Annotated in this window: 17 protein-coding genes; 12 read left to right on the top strand and 5 right to left on the bottom strand. The window is 64.0% G+C overall.

The window, feature by feature from the left end:
* The first annotated feature begins 89 nt into the window (after nt 1–89).
* Nucleotides 90–896, top strand: a complete 807-nt coding sequence (locus tag AC2A04_RS13710) for an SDR family oxidoreductase (protein WP_484212912.1) — start codon at nt 90–92, stop codon at nt 894–896.
* Between the two features lie 16 nt (nt 897–912).
* On the opposite strand, the gene AC2A04_RS13705 is transcribed toward AC2A04_RS13710, so the two are convergent.
* Both AC2A04_RS13705 and AC2A04_RS13700 read right to left on the bottom strand, forming a co-directional pair.
* Nucleotides 913–1,089, bottom strand: coding sequence for a hypothetical protein (locus AC2A04_RS13705; RefSeq protein ID WP_484212911.1), 177 nt, complete (start codon nt 1,087–1,089; stop codon nt 913–915).
* Between the two features lie 88 nt (nt 1,090–1,177).
* The gene (locus AC2A04_RS13700; protein WP_484212910.1) at nt 1,178–2,800 is read right to left on the bottom strand and encodes an AMP-binding protein; all 1,623 of its coding nucleotides are present in this window, start codon (nt 2,798–2,800) and stop codon (nt 1,178–1,180) included.
* 156 nt (nt 2,801–2,956) lie between these two features.
* On the opposite strand from AC2A04_RS13700, the gene AC2A04_RS13695 reads away from it, so the two are divergent.
* From AC2A04_RS13695 to AC2A04_RS13680, 4 genes are all read left to right on the top strand, one after another.
* A complete protein-coding gene (locus AC2A04_RS13695) occupies nt 2,957–4,135 on the top strand; it encodes an aromatic ring-hydroxylating oxygenase subunit alpha (RefSeq protein ID WP_484212909.1) in 1,179 nt (392 codons plus the stop codon).
* Nucleotides 4,136–4,163: 28 nt separating this feature from the next.
* A complete protein-coding gene (locus AC2A04_RS13690; protein ID WP_484212908.1) occupies nt 4,164–4,955 on the top strand; it encodes a sugar phosphate isomerase/epimerase family protein in 792 nt (263 codons plus the stop codon).
* The gene (locus AC2A04_RS13685) at nt 4,952–5,314 is read left to right on the top strand and encodes an EthD domain-containing protein (RefSeq protein WP_484212907.1); all 363 of its coding nucleotides are present in this window, start codon (nt 4,952–4,954) and stop codon (nt 5,312–5,314) included. The genes AC2A04_RS13690 and AC2A04_RS13685 overlap by 4 nt, the downstream gene beginning before the upstream one ends.
* A 286-nt stretch (nt 5,315–5,600) precedes the next feature.
* Nucleotides 5,601–6,251, top strand: coding sequence for a tetratricopeptide repeat protein (locus AC2A04_RS13680; RefSeq protein WP_484212906.1), 651 nt, complete (start codon nt 5,601–5,603; stop codon nt 6,249–6,251).
* 112 nt (nt 6,252–6,363) lie between these two features.
* Here the strand turns inward: AC2A04_RS13680 and AC2A04_RS13675 are convergent, their stop codons facing one another.
* Nucleotides 6,364–6,798 carry a nuclear transport factor 2 family protein gene (locus AC2A04_RS13675; protein ID WP_484212905.1) on the bottom strand — a complete coding sequence of 145 codons (435 nt, stop codon included), beginning with the start codon at nt 6,796–6,798 and terminating at the stop codon, nt 6,364–6,366.
* Between the two features lie 14 nt (nt 6,799–6,812).
* Entirely contained in the window at nt 6,813–7,499 is a 687-nt protein-coding gene (locus AC2A04_RS13670) for an SDR family NAD(P)-dependent oxidoreductase (protein WP_484212904.1), read from the bottom strand.
* Nucleotides 7,500–7,715: 216 nt separating this feature from the next.
* Here AC2A04_RS13670 and AC2A04_RS13665 point away from each other — a divergent pair, with 216 nt between their 5' ends.
* Nucleotides 7,716–8,057, top strand: a complete 342-nt coding sequence (locus AC2A04_RS13665; RefSeq protein WP_484212903.1) for a hypothetical protein — start codon at nt 7,716–7,718, stop codon at nt 8,055–8,057.
* A gap of 9 nt (nt 8,058–8,066) precedes the next feature.
* Here AC2A04_RS13665 and AC2A04_RS13660 read toward each other — a convergent pair whose 3' ends face one another.
* Nucleotides 8,067–8,735, bottom strand: a complete 669-nt coding sequence (locus AC2A04_RS13660) for a TetR/AcrR family transcriptional regulator (protein ID WP_484212902.1) — start codon at nt 8,733–8,735, stop codon at nt 8,067–8,069.
* Nucleotides 8,736–8,922: 187 nt separating this feature from the next.
* On the opposite strand from AC2A04_RS13660, the gene AC2A04_RS13655 reads away from it, so the two are divergent.
* The 6 genes from AC2A04_RS13655 to AC2A04_RS13630 all read left to right on the top strand — a co-directional run bounded on the left by AC2A04_RS13655 (nt 8,923) and on the right by AC2A04_RS13630 (nt 16,477).
* On the top strand, nt 8,923–11,247 hold the full coding sequence (locus AC2A04_RS13655; protein ID WP_484212901.1) for a TonB-dependent receptor: 2,325 nt from the start codon (nt 8,923–8,925) through the stop codon (nt 11,245–11,247).
* 70 nt (nt 11,248–11,317) lie between these two features.
* Nucleotides 11,318–12,364 (top strand): nuclear transport factor 2 family protein, encoded by a 1,047-nt coding sequence (locus AC2A04_RS13650; RefSeq protein ID WP_484212900.1) that lies wholly within the window; start codon nt 11,318–11,320, stop codon nt 12,362–12,364.
* Between the two features lie 11 nt (nt 12,365–12,375).
* The gene (locus AC2A04_RS13645; RefSeq protein WP_484212899.1) at nt 12,376–13,137 is read left to right on the top strand and encodes an SDR family oxidoreductase; all 762 of its coding nucleotides are present in this window, start codon (nt 12,376–12,378) and stop codon (nt 13,135–13,137) included.
* Between the two features lie 112 nt (nt 13,138–13,249).
* On the top strand, nt 13,250–14,449 hold the full coding sequence (locus tag AC2A04_RS13640) for a cytochrome P450 (protein ID WP_484212898.1): 1,200 nt from the start codon (nt 13,250–13,252) through the stop codon (nt 14,447–14,449).
* An 85-nt stretch (nt 14,450–14,534) separates the two neighbouring features.
* Nucleotides 14,535–15,956 carry an aromatic ring-hydroxylating oxygenase subunit alpha gene (locus AC2A04_RS13635; protein ID WP_484212897.1) on the top strand — a complete coding sequence of 474 codons (1,422 nt, stop codon included), beginning with the start codon at nt 14,535–14,537 and terminating at the stop codon, nt 15,954–15,956.
* Nucleotides 15,957–15,958: 2 nt separating this feature from the next.
* Complete coding sequence (locus AC2A04_RS13630; RefSeq protein WP_484212896.1) at nt 15,959–16,477, top strand: nuclear transport factor 2 family protein; 519 nt, start codon at nt 15,959–15,961, stop codon at nt 16,475–16,477.

Genomic DNA, 16,477 nt, shown 5'->3' with positions numbered 1-16,477 from the left:
TTTGAACAGGAATTGCGAATGGCGCCATGGTGGTAGCCCACGAGCAGACCGCAGCAGAAACTGCATCAAGAGCAATTGGGAGCAGCAGGATGGGACGTCTCGCAGGCAGGAAAGCCGTCGTGCTCGGCGCAAGCAGCGAAGGCAACATGGGCCAGGTCATCGCGCAGCGCCTGCTGGCAGAAGGCGCGCAGGTGCTCGTCGCGGGCCGCAAGGAAGCCGTGCTCGAAGCGTTCGCCGCCCGCACCGGTTGCCACTGGACGTCGTGCGACATCACCGACGAAGCCAGCGTCAACGCACTTGCCGACACCGCCGCAGCCGCAATGGGCGGCATCGACATCGCGATCAACGCCACCGGCTGGGGCCTGCTCAAGCCCTTCCTCGACGTGACCCGCGCGGAGCTTGACGCGATGACAGCGCTGCAGCTGGTCGGCCCGCACCAGTTCTTCCAGGCGATGATCCGCAAGATGGCGCGCTCGCATGGCGGCAACGGCGGCGATCTGATCACGATCAGTTCGGCCACCGCCACGATCATGCTCAACGACCACGCGATCTACATGGGCACCAAGGCCGGGACCGATCACATCGTGCGCTGCATCGCGCACGAATTCGGGCACGAGGGCATCCGCGCCAACTCGATCTCGCCGGGCCTCACCGACACGCCCATGAACGAGGCTGCCAAGCAGGTCCCCGGCCTGTTCGAATCGTTCCGCAACTCCTACCCGCTGGGCCGGTGGGGAACCTCGGAAGACGTCGCCGCCGCTGTCGTGTTCCTCGCCAGCGAGGAATGCTTCATGACCGGCGAAAACCTGCAAGTGAACGGCGGCCTCACCCTTCGCCGCAACCCCACGCGCGAGGAAATGAATGCTGCGGTGGCCAGGGCAATGGGCGAGGGCTGATCCGCCAGAGTGGTCCTTAGCCGTCGAGCCATTTCAGGATCTGGCAAAGATCGTGGGTCGCCATCTTGAGCCCGAGTTCCTCGGACAGAGAAAGCGCCTGGCAAAGGTGATGGCGCAGCATGACGAGGCCATGGTCGGCCGAAGGCTGAACGATGTCTGCTGCAGCCGCCACCTCGTAGACCAATCCCGACACACACGCCTCCCAAATACCTCCGTGCCATTGCATCGGCAGGCATCGGGAAAATTCGCGATGTCGGATTAGGTTCCGCGTGGGTCCTGGCTCAGGCCTGCACCGTCTCTCGCACCATCGCGCGCAGCATGTCCTTGCGCACCTTGCCGCTCGCCGTGCGGGGGAAGTCGTCCACCAGTTCGAAGCGTTCGGGGATCTTCTGCTTGGCCATGCCCGATGCGCCCACGTGCGCGGCCAGCGCTGCAGCATCCGCCTCCCCTGCGAGGATCACATAGGCACAGACCCCCTCGCCCAGCCGTTCGTGAGGCATCGCGACTACGGCGGCTTCCTTTACCGCAGGGTGCGTGTGCAGCACGTCCTCGATCTCCTTGGCCGAGATATTCTCGCCGCCGCGAATGATCAGGTCCTTCTTGCGTCCGGTGATCGTGATCGCGCCCTCTGCCGACCACACGCCCAGATCGCCGGTACGGAAATAGCCGTCGGGCGTGATCGCCTCGGCGGTCTGCTGCGCATCGGCATAGCCCATCATCATCGCCGGCCCGCGCGCCAGGATCTCGCCCTCCACCCCACGCGGCAGGTCGTTGTCGTCATGATCGACGATGCGCACCGCGTAGTCCACAACCTCGCCATCGGTCGTTGCGGCAAGGCGTTCGTCCTGCGGCCAGCCGAAGGTCACCAGCGGCACTTCCGATGCGCCGAACACGCGGAAGGCGCGGGCGTTGTCGAAGGCCGCATTTGCCGCCGGAATCAGGTCTGCGGGCACTGCCGCGCCGCCACAGGCAAAGAAGCGGAAGCTCGGCAGGCCGGTGCCCGCGCCGCGCGCTGCCGCCGCCAGTTCCACCAGAAACGGCGTTGCCGCAACCGTGCCAACGCATTGGTGCGCCTCGATCAGCGCCAGCGCCTCGTCCGCATTCCACGCCTCCATCAGCACTGAACGGATGCCGCAGATGAACGGCGCTTCGAGGCCATTGGCATAGCCCGAAACGTGCGTGACCGGCGATGGCATCAGCGTCGTCTCGCCCGCCTGCATTCCCCAATGCTGCGCGCTTGCCGCAACGATGTGCGTCAGCGTGCAATGGCTGTGCAGCACGCCCTTGGGACGGCCCGTCGTGCCCGAGGTGTAGAGCACCATCTTGACGCCCATCGGATCAACCTGCGGCGCAGCAAATGCTGCACCACTGCCCCCTGCAACAAGCGCAGCAAAATCGTCCACCCCCTCGCCGCGCACGGTGAACACGTGGGCAAGATCGGGCAGCGCATCGCGGCAGCGCATCGCCATCGCGGCATAATCGACCTTGCGCCAGACCTGCGGCACGAAGATCGCACGTGCGCGGCAATCGCCCAGCATCATCAGCATTTCGGCATCGCGATAGATCGGCACGATCGGATTGACGATCATCCCCCCGATCACCGCCGCCAGATTGATCACCGCCGCCTCGCGCCAGTTGGGCACCTGGAAGGCGATCACGTCGCCCGCCCCCAGCCCGCGCGCCTGCAGCGACGTCGCCAGCGCCTCGGCCTGCTCCAGCACTTGGGCAAACGTGTACTGCCCTTCCCCATCGACGAAGCACACGAAATCGGGCGTCGCCGCCGCCCGCTCGCGCGCAAGGTCGGCCAGCGTCTTCATCGCCCAGACCCCGCTCGCGGCAAATTCGGCCTGATGGGGGGCGGGGATCGGGAGCCAGTCCCACGGCTTTGCAGTCATCGCGTTCATTCCCCGCTTGTCCCAACCGCAGCACCTTGCCCGCAATTGGCGAAAAGGCGAGGAAGTTTGCCTGACCTAACCCCTGTCACAGCTTCCCCCCATCCCCGGCACAAGGCATGGTCACCGCTTGACCCGACCCAGCGGGCACGGAGAGGCAAGAGTACCATGGACCGCATCGAGCAGATCGGAAACGTCGCCGCCATCATGCGCGATTACGTCGAGAACAAGCAGACTTTCCTCACCGATACAACCAAGCGCGTGCCCGCGCGCAGCTACACCGATCCCGACCAGTGGAAGGCGGAGATGGAGCTGGTGTTCAAGCGCGTGCCGCTGATGCTCGCCTTCACCGCCGAACTGCCCAATGCCGGCGATTACAAGGCGATGGACGCAGTCGGCATGCCCGTGCTGATCAATCGCGACAAGGCGGGCAAGGTTCGCGCCTTCCTAAACGTCTGTTCGCACCGCGCCGCGCCGGTTGCTTCCGAGGGCCACGGCAATTGCCCGCGCTTCACCTGCAAGTACCATGGCTGGACCTATGGCCCCGACGGCAAGCTGATCGGCATTTCAGAAGCCTCCAAGTTCGGCGAGGTCCACAAGTCCGAACTGGGCCTGCGCGAACTGCCATGCGAGGAAAAGGCGGGGATGATCTTCGTCGTCCTCACCCCCAATGCACCGATCGACGTCGAGACCTATTTCCGCGGCTTCCTCGACGATTTCGAAGCGCTCGATTTCGGCAAGTGGACTTACATGGGCAGCCGCGTGATCGAAGGCGCGAACTGGAAGGTCGCCTATGACGGCTACCTCGAAGGTTACCACTTCGCATCGCTTCACCCGGAGACGATCTTCCCGCGCACGCCCTCCAACTGCATGCATTACGAAGGCTTCGGCCCGCATCAGCGCATCGGCTTCCCGCACCACCGCATCGCCGAGGCGCTCAAGGACGTGCCGCGCGAGGAATGGGGCACGCAGGAGAACAACGGCTTCGACTTCGTGCGGATCATGTTCCCCAACGTCTCGGCCTTCATCGCGCCCGAAATCACCCAGGTCGCCCAGCTCTTTCCCGGACCCACGCCGGGCGAGAACCGCACCGTCCTCAATTACCTGCGCCGCGAACCGATCCGCGACGAGGAAGACCGCGCCAATGTCGAGGCCGCGATGAACTTCTTCCGCGACGTGACCTATACCGAGGACTACCTGATCGGCCTCGAAATCCAGAAGGGCCTCGAAAGCGGCGCGCACGACGAACTCGTGTTCGGACGCAACGAGCGCGGCAACCAGTACTTCCACGAATGGCTCGACTGGTATCTGCAGGACGACGCGGACCTCCCCGAACCGACGATGTGATCGGGCCGGAAAGCGCGGGAGCGACTTGATGAATCCGATCAGCCTCGCTTCGGGCGTGGTGCCCGAATTCGGCCCGGTCGAGACCATCGAGGCTGCCCGCGCCGGCGGCTTCGACATGGTCGGGCTGTGGGTCGATCCGGCGGAATGGACTGCGGCCCACACGCGCAATGCCCGCGCCGCGCTCGCCGCCACCGGCCTGCCGCTGCTCGACGTCGAGGTGATCTGGCTCAAGCCGGATTCGTCGATGGACGATCACCGCAAGGTCATCGACGTCGGCGCGGACCTTGGCGCGGCCAACGTGCTCTGCGTCTCGTCCGATCCCGACCACGCCCGCACCGCCGCGCGCCTTGCCGAACTGTGCGTCCATGCCGAAGGATCGGGCGTCCGTGTCGCGCTCGAATTCGGCATCTTCACCGAGGTGAAGGATCTGCGCACCGCGCTGGCCGTGCTCGATAAGGTCGCCCACCCCTTGCGCGCGCTGCTGATCGATCCGATCCACGTCGATCGCTCGGGGTCGTCGATTGCGGAGATCGCCAAGGTCGATCCCGCGCTGCTGCCCTATGCGCAGTTCTGCGATGCCCCCGCGCTGCGCCCCGATCCTGCCGATTTTGCCGCGGTGATCCACGATGCGATCAACTTGCGCGAACAGTGCGGTGAAGGCGCGCTGCCACTGGCCGCGCTTTATCAGGCGCTCCCGGCGAACATTCCGCTGGCCATCGAACTGCGTTCCGAGGCGTTGCGCGATGCCTTCCCGCACCCCGCCCTGCGCGCAGCCGCCGTGGCCGATGCCACGCGGCGCTGGCTTGAGGCCTATGCATGACCGTCACCGTCCTCACCCTGCTCAAGCGCCGCGAAGGCATGACCAAGGCCGATTTCATCGCATACTATGAATCGCGCCACCGCCTGATCGGCGAAAAGGTCCTGTCCGGTTGGGCCACGCGCTACGTCCGCAAACACCTCCACCCGCTCGACGGCACGGACATGGCGCACGATTTCGACGTCGTCCTCGAAATAGACTTCCCCGACCAAGCCACCTGCGACGCCTGCTTCGCCGCCATGGCCAACCCCGCCATCATGGACGAGATCGTGGCGGACGAGGAACGCCTGTTTGACCGGGCAAGGATGCGGACCTACCGGATGGAGGAATGCGCTTCGGTCTTGCGGGAGATTGGCGGGTAAACACTGTTCTCAGCCACCCCAAACCCTCAAAACCCCCGCACCAAATACCCCCACCCCCGTTCGTCCTGAGCCTGTCGAAGGACACGCGCCAAGGTTCGCCTTCAGCATGAATGACAGGTCAAAGGATAGGTCGCGCGCGTCCTTCGACAGGCTCAGGACGAACGGAATCTGGTGCCTGAACAAAGGGCAGCTTCCGACGGGACTATGGGCCAGCCGCTACGGCAGGAAGTGGGTGGGTTCGAGACATAGAATTGATTGATCAAATCCTTTGAGTTACGCTTTTGGAATGGTGTCGAAGCTCGGCGAAAACATGCAACGTGAATGGGCCGAAGAGGCGCATGGCGGCGAGCTCTGGGATGCCCTTCAGGTCCTGAAGCAAGACCACGAGCAAGGGATCGCAATGCTGACCGCCGTGGCGGTCCGGGGCTCAAAGCTGGCCATGATGTACCTTGGCCACGAATACATTTCTCGGGGTGAGCCAGATAATGCAGCGCTGGGCGAGGAATGGCTCGTTCGGTCAGCTGAAGGCGGGTCGATTGAAGGTGGTCTCCAATTGGCGTTGCATTATCAGCAGATGCAAGCTTGGGACCAAGCCTTGGCCAAATTTAAAGCTTTGGCTGGACGAGGTTATACACCCGCAATGTACTACGTTGGACGGTCACTCTATCGCGGCGATCTGGGCTATCGGTCCGTTCCTGAAGCACTAGTTTATCTTAAGACTGCGAAGGCAGCAGGGCATTTGCCATCAATAGGGTTGCTTTCGCATATCTACCGGAAAGAGAAGCTTGGGCTTTCTGCAAGAATTGCTTCGCATTGGCTTTGCTTGACAAAGATTCCAGCCCTGGTGCGCTGTATATGGAGTTACCCCAATAGCGACAGGCTGCGACCATTCGGTTTTCTCCAGCGCGTGAACGAGCGCGTCACTGCCACCTCGTAAACGTCCGCAAGGGCATCGTGTCTGGACCAGCAGCATTTCCCGCAGCCAGCCTGATAGCTGCCAACCAGCGAGCAGGGCGGACAGCCGGATCGCCGACCACCCCACCCATCAATTAATCCGCAAACACCGTCCGATACGCCCGCCGCGTGAACTTCCACGCGCCATCGATCCGGCGCAACTCGTCGTTGTAGCGCCCGGTCGTGTGGATGCGTTTGCCGGTGGCGGGGTCGTCGTAGATTTCGATGGTGTAGGCAACGGCGGTGGCGTTATCGCCGTCCACCTCGATCGATCCGGGCTGCATGAAGTAGATCATCGGCTTGGTGCAATTGTCGAGGCCATAGACCTTCATCGATTCCACCCAGCCATCGACGATCACCTTCTTGCCGACGAATGCGCCGAGGTCGGGGTAGTCGGGCAGTTCCCAATAGGCGTCCTCGGCCCAGATCGAGCCCCACAGTTCGGCGTCCTTCATCATCACGCCGTGGGCGTGGGTGTCCATCAGTTCGCGGATCGCGATGCGGTCTTCGATCGGGCCGGTGAATGGCATGGGTCAGGCGCTCCTTACCAGGCGTGGGGTTCGCCGTTCCACTTGAGGAAATCGCCCGAGGTTTCGAGCGTCCAGTCAGCCGCGATCTGGCGGATGCCCGCGGCGCTTTCGGTCGGGGTGATGTCAGCGCCATCGCCGCCCATGTCGGTCTGCACCCAGCCGGGATGGACCAGCCCGACAACCACGCCGCGCTCCTTGAGATCGGTCGCGACCGAGCGCATCACGCGGTTCAGTGCGGCCTTGGCGCCGGCGTAGGCATAATATCCGCCATAGGGCCAGGTCGATGCCGCCAGCTGGCTGGTGATGTTGATGACCTTCGCGCCCGAACCCATGCGTGGCAGGAAAGCCTGCAGCACGCGCAGCGGGCCTTGCACCATGATGCGGAACACGTCGTCCCATTCGTCCCAGTCAGAGCTTTCGAGTTCCGCCGGCAGAGGGCCCGAAACGCCCGCCACGTTGTAAAGCACGTCGATGCTGTCGCTGCCGCTGTCGGCCGCGCCCGCCTTGACCGAGGCGGTATCGCCCACGTCCATGCGGTGCACGCTCAGCTTGCCGCCCGATGCTGCCGCAAGATCGGCCAGTTCGGTCGCGCCTTCGGGACTGCGCACCAGCGCAATCACGCGGTCGCCTGCCGCCACGTGCTGCTTCGTCAGTTCCAGACCGATCCCGCGCCCTGCGCCGGTGATTGCCACGGTTGCCATTTCCTTGTCTCCCGATCAGTGCCGCCCGCGCGGCGTCGTTGCATGAAGTCTGCCCAGCAAGGGCCCTTGCGCATACTGGCCTTTCAGTGAGCGCGTGGCCACAACGCACGAAAGCGCCGCTCGGACTTTGGCCAGTTGTGCCCGCGAGCCTGCGCGCCCGATACCGGGCGCAGAGGTCGCCGCCATGAAGTGCGCGGACCGAGAGGGGAAAGCCAGATGTCCATCGCCGCCGGACTCACCGTACGCATCGTCGTGCTGTTTATCATCGGTGCTGCGGGCCAGGTCGGCGGAAGCCTGCTGCTCGGCCGCACCGAAGCCTTCCGCAATCCGGGCTGGAGTCTTGCCTGCCTCGGCATCTACATGATCTCGTTCTGGGCACTGGCAACGATGATCCGCGAGGGCGGACCGCTCAGCCTGATCATGCCAGCGCTGGCCGCGATCGTGCCGATCATCGTGATCGGCGTCGCGGTGTTCGTGATGGGCGAACCCGCCTCGTGGACACGGCTCGGCCTTTTGACCTTCGCCTGCCTCGTGATCGGCTATGCCGGCACGGTCTGAGCCTTTCGCCTACTCGCGGTAAAGCCCGCGGATCGCCTTCATCGTCAGCGCCAGCACGCGCTCGACCCGCTCCGGCCCGAACACCGGTCGCTGCACCAGCAGGCCCGAATGCACCGCAATGGCAAAGTCGTTGCCCAGCTTCATCGCGTCCCACTGGTCGCGCCATTGCGGGAAGGATTCGATCATCTCGGCGGTCCACACTTCGTCGAAGCGGCGGGCGGCAGGCTCAAACGCGGCGTTGAGTTCGGCATCGGTTCGCGCCGCCACCGCCAGTTCGAGGTAGGCGGCATATTCGCGCGTAAGCACGCTGCGCCAGTGCGCCTCTGTCGCCAGGTCGATCAGTGGCACATCGCGGTGCTGCCCCATGGTCGCCAGGTAATCGTCCAGAAACAGGCGCATCCGCTGGTAGAACACATGTTCGACCACCGCCGCCACCAGTTCAATGCGCGTGGCGAAATGGTGGTGCATCGCCCCGCGCGAGACTTGCGAACGTTCGGCCACTTGCGCCGTGGTCAGCCCCGCATAGCCACCTTCGACCAGTGCATCGACGCCCGCTTCCACCATTTTCAGACGCGTCTGCGCCGCCTTGCGCTGCTGCCAGCGCACCGGCTCACCCGCGCCCGCATCAATGGGGCGCAGCGCTGCAAGCATGCGCTTCTGCATCGTCGTACCGGCCATGTTCATCCCCCTGTCATGCCTTTCGCGCTCTGCCAAGACCTCCTGACAAAACGGCCAGTAGGCATTTCCGCACTGTCGGCGCGATAAAACCGGCAGTACCGCCGGTATTTGTGATTCGCCTGCGGCGAGGATCATCGTGAGCGACCCTTCGACCCAGAAGGGCGCCCGAGGAGGGGAGTCAGAAAAAATGAGGGCTTTGCACGCGATTCAACTGTTGAGCGGGCTTTCCGCGATCGCCCTTGCGGCCGTGCCCGGCGCTGCGCAGGCGCAATCCGCCTCGCCATCGGCGGCACCCGCCGCGCAGGCCGAGGATGCTGCAAGCGGCGGGATCAGCGAGATCATCGTCACCGCGCAGAAGAAGGCCGAGAACATCCAGTCGGTGCCAATCTCGATTGCCGCCGTCAGCGGCGAGACGCTGTCGGCCATGAACGTCACCACGCTCCAGGCGCTGCAGGGCTCGGTCCCCAACGTCCAGATCGACAACTTCGCCAACACCCCCAACAACGCGGTGTTCACCATTCGCGGCATCGGCGTGATCGAGCCCGATCCCTACGCCGGCAACACCGTGTCGATCGTGGTCGATGGCGTGCCGCAATTCTTCTCGATGGGTGCGTTGCTCGATACGTACGACACCGGCCGGGTCGAAATCCTGCGCGGTCCCCAGGGCACGCTGTTCGGCGCGAACACTACCGGCGGCGTCGTCAACGTGGTGACCAACCAGCCCACCGGCGACTTCGGCGGCAACATCAAGGCCACCTACGGCAACTGGAACCGCTTCGACGTCAGCGGCGCGATCGAGGCTCCCTTGGTCGAGGATACCGTCAGCCTGAAGGTCGCCGGCATCCATACCCAGCGCGATGGCTGGGTGACGAACGTCTGGAACGGCGAGGACATGGGCCGCAAGAACGTCGATGCGGTGCGCGGCCAGCTCTACATAACCCCCTATGCCGACCTGCGGATCACGCTTCAGGGCGAATATGTCGCTGCACGCAACGGTGCGCCGATCGTCGTCAACGGCGGCCTTCCGGGCGAGGCAAACTACGTGCCCGAAGGCACGTTCTGGAACGGCGCCAAGCTGCCGATGTACCGCAGTCCCTGCGCGGTGCCGAACAAGCCCTGCGTTGCGCCCGACAAGTACTTCTCGGGCAACAACGAAGTGCCCGACCAGTCGGACATGACCACCAAGTTCTTCATCGGCACGATCAACTACGACAACACGCCCATCGGCGACATCACCTCGATCACCGGCTACAAGACCTTCACGCTGTTCGAATATACCGACCAGGACGGCACCGCGAAGACCAACAACTCCACGCGCCGCCGCACCCACGGCTACCAGTTCAGCCAGGAACTGCGCACCTCGGTCTCGGCGGGCGACAGCTTCAACGCCACGGCCGGTCTGTTCTACCTCAAGACCGATTACCACCACTACCAGATGTACCATCTGGATTTCGCCCTGCCTGGCCTGATCCAGTTCAACGTGCAGGACCAGCAGACCGAAAGCTTCTCGGCCTTTCTCCAGACCTACACCCAGCTGACCGATGCGCTGAAGCTTTCGGCCGGCGTGCGCTACACGCATGACAGCGTCAACGCCCGCTCGACGCTCGACACCGGGCTTGGCAGCAAGGCGCTGACATCGGCCGACTGGGCACAGTTCGATGTGGTCTTCCCCGGCAGCCTCGACGTTGGCGGCACAAAAAGCTGGAACAATGTCGGCTGGAAGGTCGGCCTCGATTACGAACTGGGCCAGAACCAGCTGGTCTATGCCAGCTGGGCGCGCGGCTTCAAGTCGGGCGGCTTCACCGGCCGCATCGGCGTCGCGGCAGACGGTAATGCGCCCTACAACCCGGAAAAGGTCGATACCTTCGAAGTGGGCCTCAAGGCCGACTTCCTCGACCGTCACCTGCGCACCAACTTCTCGGCATTCTACACCAGCTACCGCGACATGCAGGTTGCACAGATCTACTTCGATCCGGCCACCAACGTGCAGGGCAACCGCATCCTCAATGCCGCAAAGTCGCAGATCAAGGGCTTCGAACTTGAAGTCCAGGCCGTCCCGGTCGAAGGCCTGACCCTGCGTGGCTCGCTTGCCTACCTCGACACCAAGTACAAGAACTTCCTCTATTTCGATCCGGTCGCCGGGACCACGATCAGCCTTGAGGGATATGCGTTGCAGAACGCCCCGCGCTGGGCCTCCACGCTGGGCGCGAACTTCACCACGCGTCTGCCCGGAGACGCCAGCATCGTGGCCGACGTCAGCTGGATGTATACCGCGTCCAAGTTCTACACCGCCGTGGTCAATACCCCGCGCTCGACCGTCCAGCCCACCTACTATGTCGATGCGCTGCTGACCTACTACGGCCCGGACAAGCGCTACTCGATCGGCCTGTGGGGCAAGAACCTGCTCGACAAGCGCTACATCTCCACGGTCTACGACAGCCCCGGATACATGGGCCTCGTGGGTTACGCCCCGCCGCGCCAGTTTGGCGTCTCGGTCGGCTACAACTTCTGATCTGACGAAATCCTCCCTGGCCCCGGTTACCTCACCGTAACCGGGGCACTTTTTTGCAGAGGACTGCCCCTTGATCGGAACGCAAGATTTCATTGCCCGCGCAGCCATCGCCAACACGCTCGCGCTGCACAGCCGGGGCGTCGATCGCGCCGACGCCAATCTGCTGAGCGCGGCCTATCATCCCGAAGCCACAGTCGATTACGGCTTCTTCGCGGGCCCTGCCGCAACACTGGTCGATATTCTTGCCAATGCACAGAAGGGCTCATTGCCCACGCTGCACCGCACCTCGAACTGCTGGATCAAGGTCGATGGCGATGCTGCAACCTCCGAATCCTATGTCATCGCCTATGTCGAGGAACCGGCCCTCCAGCGCTTTGTCTACGGGCGCTATCTCGACACCCACGCCTGCCGCGATGGGGAATGGCGGCTGACGCACCGCACCTATGTGCTTGATGGCAATACGAACCGTCCTTCCACCGTCGCGCGCGCCGATCCGCCCACGGGCTTTGAACACTACGTGCCCGCAGGCGCCAAAGGCGCTGCCGATCCGGGCCGCGCCCTGCTCGCCCTCCACGCCGCCGCTGCACGAGGAAACACCATGACCGCCACACCGAACCGCGAAGCCGCGCTTGATGCCGCTTTGGCCAAGGCCGAAATCCACGACCTGTGCATGGCCTATGCGCGCGGCGTCGACCGCGCCGACGAGGCCCTGCTTGCCTCGATCTTCACCGAGGATTCGACCGTCATTTCCGGCGTCGTCAACGGCTCGGGCAAAGCGTTTGCGCGCGACATCGCCGCGTTCGTGCGCGACAATCTGGAAATGTGCTTTCACTCGGTCGCCAACGAATGGGTGGACGTGCGCGGCGATGAAGCCGTGGGCGAGCATTACGCCATCGCACAAATGGTCCAAACCGGAACCGAAGTGCTGACCGGCGGGCGCTACATCGACCGCTACGTCAAGCGCGATGGCAAGTGGCTGATCCTCAGCCGCACGTTCGTGGCCGACTGGACCCATTCGCACCCCTCCACGATGGAGCGCGACGGCTTTTACGAAGCGCTGACCAACCGTGGCTGCTTCGGCGCCACCGATCCCGTTTACGCCCACTGGGCTGCTTGAAGGAATTTTCGATGGGTAAAATCGCCAGTGGAAAGATGGAAGGCAAGGTCGCGCTGATTACCGGCGGCGCGTCGGGGCTTGGCGCGGAAGATGCACGCGTGCTGGCGCGCGAAGGCGCCAAGGTCGTGATCACCGACATGCAGGAAGAGCTGGGGCAAAAGGTCGCCGCCGAGATACCCGGCTGCGTCTACATGTACCACGATGTTCGTGACGAAACGGGCTGGAAAAGCGTGGTTTCCGAAACGATCCGCCACTTCGGCCGGCTCGACACGCTGGTCAACAACGCAGGTCTCGTGCGCTTCGCCACGGTCGAGGACCTGTCCTATGACGATTTCCGCCTGCAGGTCGACGTCATGCTCAACGGCACTTTCCTCGGCTGCAAGACCGCCATCCCGCACATGACCAGGGACGGCGCGGGCTCGATCATCAACATGGCCTCGGTCGCCGGGCTGAAAGGTATCAGCGCCATTCCCGCGTATAGCGCGGCAAAGGCCGGGATCATCGGGATGACCCGCTCCATCGCGGTGCATTGCCGCGAACAGGCCTACAAGATCCGCGTCAACGCCATCGCACCCGGCGGGATCGTCACGCCCATGACCGCGCAGGCGCTGGCCGAACTGCCCGCGGGCAGCGCAGGGCTCGAGCAGAGCGCGAACCACGGCATGGGCCAGCCGATCGATATCGCCAACATGGTCCTGTACCTCGCCTGCGAGGACGGCCGCCACATCACCGGCACCACGATCACCATCGATAATGGTGAAACTATGGAGTGATGGCGGAGAGCGCGGTTCGTCCATGCCGCCTGCCCTATCCTAAACGCCAAACGCCAACGCTACGGCCCTGCCGCATGATCGTCTGCAAAATCACGAGAGAGGATCATCCGGCATGACCACCCCGCGCCCGGCCCACGTGCCCGAAGACCGCATCGTCGATATCGATATATACGTGCCGCCCGGCATCGAAGCGGTCGGCTTTCACAAGGCATGGAGCGCGCTCAGCGCCGATCATCCCCCGGTTGTCTGGACACCGCGCAACGAAGGCCACTGGATCGCACTGGGCGGTGAGGCGTTGCAGGAAGTCCAGTCCGATCCCGCACGCTTCTCCTCGCGCGTGATCGTCCTGCCCAAGTCGGTCGGCGAACTCCACGGCCTCATCCCCACCACGATCGACCCGCCCGAGCACCGGCCCTATCGCCGCCTGCTCAACGATAATCTCAATCCCGCCTCGATCCGCGACCTGACGGCGCGCATCCGCGCCACCGCAGTCGAACTGATCGAGGGCTTTGCCGCGCGGGGCCATTGCAATTTCACCGCCGAATATGCCGAACAGTTCCCGATCCGCGTGTTCATGTCGCTGGTCGATATCGACGCGGCCGAAGCCCCGCGCATCCGCCACTGGGCCGAATGCATGACCCGCCCGGGCATGGACCTCTCTTTCGACGAGGCGAAGAAGCTGTTCTTCGAATACGTCGGCCCGCTGGTCGACGACCGCAGCGCGCATCCCGGCGACGACATGATCAGCGCAATGCTGGCCGCCGACATGGGCGCCCGTCGCCTCACCCGTGACGAGGCGCTGTCGCTGGTCACGCAGGTGCTGATCGCCGGGCTCGATACCGTCGTCAACGTGCTCGGATTCATCCTGCGCGAAGTGGCCGACAACCCGGCACTGCGCCACCAGCTGACCACCATGGGCCACGAGATCACGCCCGCGGTCAACGAACTGTTCCGCCGCTTCGGCCTTGTCACCATCGCGCGCGAGGTGCGTCACGATACCGTGTTCCACGGCGTCACCCTCAAGGCGGGCGACATGATCGCGATCCCGACCCAGGTCCACGGCCTCGATCCGCGCGTCAACGACGATCCGCTGGCGATCGACCCGTCGCGCAAGCGCGGGCGCCATTCCACTTTCGGCAGCGGTCCGCACATGTGCCCGGGACAGGAGCTGGCGCGCAAGGAAGTGGCGATCACGCTGGAGGAATGGCTCAAGCGCATCCCGGACTTCTGCGTGGCCCAATCCAGCGACCTCTCGCCGGTGCCCGGAATCGTGGGCGCGCTGCGCCGTCTGGAACTTGAATGGCCGACCTAGCGCAACAAACAGCTTGAGGCGAATCGGGGCGCAGTCCATAAAACAGGCATAACTGCCGGTTTTAATGTGCAGCCCCGGAGAGGCCATGCTTGAAGCGATCGTCCCGCACGGATTGCCCGAACCTGTCGAAGGCGACGACCTGTCCGCGCTTCGCTGTCCCGGTGCGCCCACCATGCAGCAGATCGTCGCCAACGATGTGATGCCGCCGCCGCCGGTGCTGACGATGGAAGAGCCGGTATTTCTGGGCAGCGCGCCAGTCAGCGTGAACCGCTATTTCGACCAGCCCATCTTCGAGGCCGAGATCGAAAGGATCTGGAAGCGCACCTGGCAATGGGTCTGCCGCGAGGATCATATCCCCGAACCGGGCGATTTCTACACTTACGAGGTAGCACACCTGTCGTGGGTGGTAGTGCGGCAGGAGGACATGTCGGTCCGCGCTTTCGTCAATTCGTGCCTCCACCGCTCGACCAAGTTCAAGCGCGGCGAGGGCGTTGGCTCCGGCGACAACTTGCGCTGCCCCTATCATGGCTGGACCTGGCACAACGACGGTTCGCTCGCATCGGTCCCCTGCGCCTGGGACTTTGCCCATGTCGATCCCTCCAAGACCGGCCTGCCGCAAGTCCGCGTCGGCCACTGGGGTGGGTTCATCTTCATCAATCCCTCGCCCGAAGGCCCCGGTCTCGAGGAATATCTCGCCCCCCTGCCCGATCACTTCAGGGACTGGGACATCGCGGGCCGCCACGTTTCCGTCCACGTCGCCAAGGAACTACCCTGCAACTGGAAGACCGCGCAGGAGGCCTTCCTTGAATCCTATCACGTGCTCGAAACCCACCCGCAACTGCTCAAGGGCGTGGGCGATGCCAACGTCCAGTACGATTGCCATTCCGACCACGTGACCCGCTTCTACGCCGCCAGCGGCGTCAATTCTCCCCACCTCGCCAGACCTCTCGGCGAGGAAGAACTCCTCGCCACGATGATCCTTGGCGACAAGGATTCGCGCGGCGAGGGGCTTGCCATCGCTCCGGGCGAGACCGCCCGCACCGTCATGGCCCGCCATTTGCGCAAGGTCATGGGCGAGGCCTACGGCTGCGATCTCTCCGCCGTCTCTGACAGCGAGATGATCGACACGATCGAATATCATGTGTTCCCCAACATGGTGCTGTTCCCCGGCCTGTCGCTACCGATGGTCTACCGCTTCCGGCCGATCGGCAGCGACCCGGGCCGCACCCTGTTCGAGATCCTGTTCCTGCGCCCGAACCGCGAAGGGGGCCGCGCGCCCGAACCGCCCGAGCCCTGGCGCGTCGGCGAGCACGACAGCTATGCCTCGGCCCCCGGCTTCGATGCGGCAATGGGCCATGTCTACGATCAGGACACCGACAACCTGCGCGCCCAGCAGGCGGGTTTCCGCACCAGCGCCACCGGCGTCCAGCAGCTTGGCAACTATCAGGAATCGCGCATCCGCCACTTCCAGATGGTCGTCGACAAGTATCTGGACGGAGCGCTCTGACCATGGCCTTCGATCTCGAAGCCGAAGTGCGCGACCTGTGCGCCCGCCGCGACATCAACACCGCGCTGTGCAACTACATGCGCGGGCAGGACCGTCTCGACCCGCAACTTCATCGCAGTGCGTTCCACGACGATGCCTGGGTCGATTGCGGGTTGATGCAGGGCACGGCCGACGAATTCGTCGCGTTCGCGCAAGGCTTCCTTGCCGATCTCGGCGGAAGCCAGCACATCATCGGGCAGGTCCAGATCGACCTGCGCGGCGACTGCGCCTCAGGCGAGGTCTATTTCTACGCCTGGCACCGCACGTTCGAGGACGGCGAACCCAGGGATCTCGTCGTCGCAGGGCGCTATGTCGACGAATACACCTGCAAGAATGGGGAGTGGCGCATCAGCCGCCGCCGCGAAATAGTGGACTGGGCGCGTACCGACCCGGCAGCCGACGGTTTCCTTGAAGGGAATCCGCTGGTCCGCCCCGGAAGACGCGGAACGGATTTCAGCCAGACCCGCAACTGGCCGGTCTGA

This window comes from Novosphingobium sp. HNCC26DJ243, from assembly GCF_057180545.1.
Note: the sequence above shows the minus strand (reverse complement) of the source record. Positions and strands in the feature narration are given on the sequence as shown.